We start from the raw sequence: 2,507 nt of genomic DNA on the forward strand, positions 1-2,507 counted from the left end.
CGAACAGGACCGTGAAACGACTTTGCGCCGATGATAGTGCTGCAACCAGTGTGAAAGTAGGTTATCGTCAGGCTAGTTATATGCGAAAGCCCGCTCAGTTAATTCTGAGCGGGCTTTTTGCTTTTGTACGTCCACTTCTGACCGCACGCTAACTGCGGGTTCAGGCTGCGCGGCCGCGCTCCCTACTTGATCACCACGCCCCAAGGGAGTTTGCCGACCGGGATATCGCGGAGCTTGCGGCGGCTGGTGGTGTCGATCACCGTCACGGTGTTGCTGCGTCCATTGGCCACGTAGAGCTTCTGGCCGTCGGGCGTGAGCGCCATGTTCCAGGGCCGTTGGCCGACCGGAATTGTGGCCACGACCTGGTTGCTAGCGGTGTCGATTACCGACACGTTGGCGTCGCCGCCGTTCGACACGTATACCTGGCCGCCGCCCGGATGCACGGCAATGCCATTGGCGCGCAAGCCGGCCTTGATGCGGGCGACGATGGCATGGCTGGTCGTATCGATGACGAAGACTTCGCTGGCGTTTTCGGCCGCAACATAGGCGCGGCTGCTGTCGGGCAGGAAGCCGATGCCGCGCGGCCGCGCCCCGACCGCGACCTGCGCCACCTGCTTGCGGCTGGCGAAATCGATGATGTCGACGGCGTCGCCTTCCTCGGCGCTGACGAACAGCAGGCGCCCGTTCGGGCTGAACACAGCGTGCTCGGGATTCTTGCCATGCACCGGGATCGTCGAGGCCAACTTGCGCTTACGTGTGTCGGTCACCGCGATCTCGTTCTTGCCTTCGATGGCCGCCACCACCCAGCGTCCGTCGGGAGAGATCGACACGCCTTCGGGCGACTCGCCCAGTTCCACCGCCTTGTCGGCCTTGCGCGCTTTCAGGTCGAGCACCTGCAGGCGGTTGTTCGGCTGGTCGCTGACATACAGCCAGCGCCCGTCGGCGTCGACCGCCAGGCCGCGTGGCTTGGTCCCGGCCGGCATTTCGGCTACCACCTGGTCGGTCGCCGTGTCGATCACGGAAATCGTGCCGCTGCCTTCGTTTGGCACATAGGCGAAAGGCGCTGCGAGCAGTTGCGCCGGCAAGGCGGCAGCAAGCGCCGCAAGCTGTGCCAGTAGCGTGAATCGGATGGACGACATGGTTTCTCCACAAAATAGATTAGACAGGCCAGGGCCTATGCGGCGCCGAACGGCACGCCGCCGGCGAGCTTCGTAGGCGCAGTGGGATCATGGTACGTAGCAAATGCCGCGACTGGCGCACATCGCCGGGCTAGGCTTGCCGCTAAAGGGGGTATAGCAAGACTTCGTCTAGTTCCACGACGAACCCTTATCGTCCCCTCGGGCGGCCAGGTAAGCTATCTTGGCCCGGCGACGACCTCGCATTGCTCGAGCACGCGCAGGAGCCACGCTTGCAAGGACGACAGGTTGGTGGGTCTCCCTGTCGGTGCTAAGGGCGATCGTCCCTCGTGCAGGTTGCCGAGGAAATGTGGTCGGTTATGGAAGCGCAGGATGTAGGAGCGGAGGAACTGGTGCAAGAAGACCCGTTTCGATCAGCTACCTATAACGATCAGCTTGCGAGGTCATCGATGTGTTCACAGCCCGGCGCTGTCGTTCAGGTTCTTGCGCAGGCCAACCAGCTGCTCGCGCAATGCGGAGATCTCTTCCACCGAGCACTTGGTGGCGCACAGGATCTCTGGCATGAGCTTGGCGGCTTCATCCCGCAGCGATTGGCCCTGCTCGGTCAGCGTGACGATCACTTGGCGCTCGTCGGCGCGTGCCCGAGCGCGCTGCACGAGGCCCTGGCCCTCCATGCGCTTGAGCAGCGGCGTCAGGGTAGCCGAATCGAGGAAGAGCCTTTCGCCGATATCCGACACGGTCAACGCGTCCTGCTCCCACAGCACCATCATCACCAGATACTGTGGGTAGGTGAGGCCGAGCTTTGGCAAGAGGCCGCGGTAGACGCGCATCATCGCCAGCGAAGTCGAATACAGGGCGAAGCACAACTGGCTGTCGAGTGCCGGTGCAGACGGGGAAGATGGAGAGTTCATCTGCCCAATATAGATCGCGCACAAGCTAATTGCAAGCGATGCTCCAAAGCCATCTCGTTGCACTATTAGCGGACTGGCGCAACCGACAGCAGAGGGCGCTTGCGGACAGCCGCGCGTTTTGCTATAGTTCGCGTCCGCTTCGGTTTGGGCAAAAAAACGTTAACGTAATCAAGTGGTTACAGAGACAAGCTCAACAGGAAAATCTGAAATCGAAGCGAACGAGGGGTTGACGAGAAACGCGAAACACTGCATAATCTCACTTCTCTGCTGCTGACGAACACAACGCTTCGTCGAACAAGTGGCACGACAGATTTCGACCCTGAGCGGTCCTGTTCTTTAACAATCAACAGTCGATAAGTGTGGGCGTTTGATGAAGGTGCCACTGACTTCGGTCAGTGATTACTTAAATTATCAAATGTTCACAAAAGTATTAAGCGTTGTCCCAGCAATGGGATGACGG

Annotated in this window: 2 protein-coding genes; both read right to left on the bottom strand. The window is 60.3% G+C overall.

The annotated features are described in order from the left end of the window. Positions 1 to 182: 182 nt before the first annotated feature. Complete coding sequence (locus tag GV068_RS24825; protein WP_159705598.1) at positions 183 to 1,139, bottom strand: beta-propeller fold lactonase family protein; 957 nt, start codon at positions 1,137 to 1,139, stop codon at positions 183 to 185. A 452-nt stretch (positions 1,140 to 1,591) separates the two neighbouring features. Continuing rightward, positions 1,592 to 2,047 carry a MarR family winged helix-turn-helix transcriptional regulator gene (locus GV068_RS24830; protein ID WP_159705601.1) on the bottom strand — a complete coding sequence of 152 codons (456 nt, stop codon included), beginning with the start codon at positions 2,045 to 2,047 and terminating at the stop codon, positions 1,592 to 1,594. Positions 2,048 to 2,507 lie beyond the last annotated feature (460 nt).

The organism is Massilia sp. 9I, from assembly GCF_902506415.1.
Taxonomy (GTDB): Bacteria; Pseudomonadota; Gammaproteobacteria; order Burkholderiales; family Burkholderiaceae_D; genus Telluria.

What these genes read in the sequence shown, in the direction of transcription:
- GV068_RS24830 (WP_159705601.1), bottom strand. Translation starts at nt 2,047, where the DNA reads ATGAACTCTCCATCTTCCCCGTCTGCACCGGCACTCGACAGCCAGTTG.
- GV068_RS24825 (WP_159705598.1), bottom strand. Translation starts at nt 1,139, where the DNA reads ATGTCGTCCATCCGATTCACGCTACTGGCACAGCTTGCGGCGCTTGCT.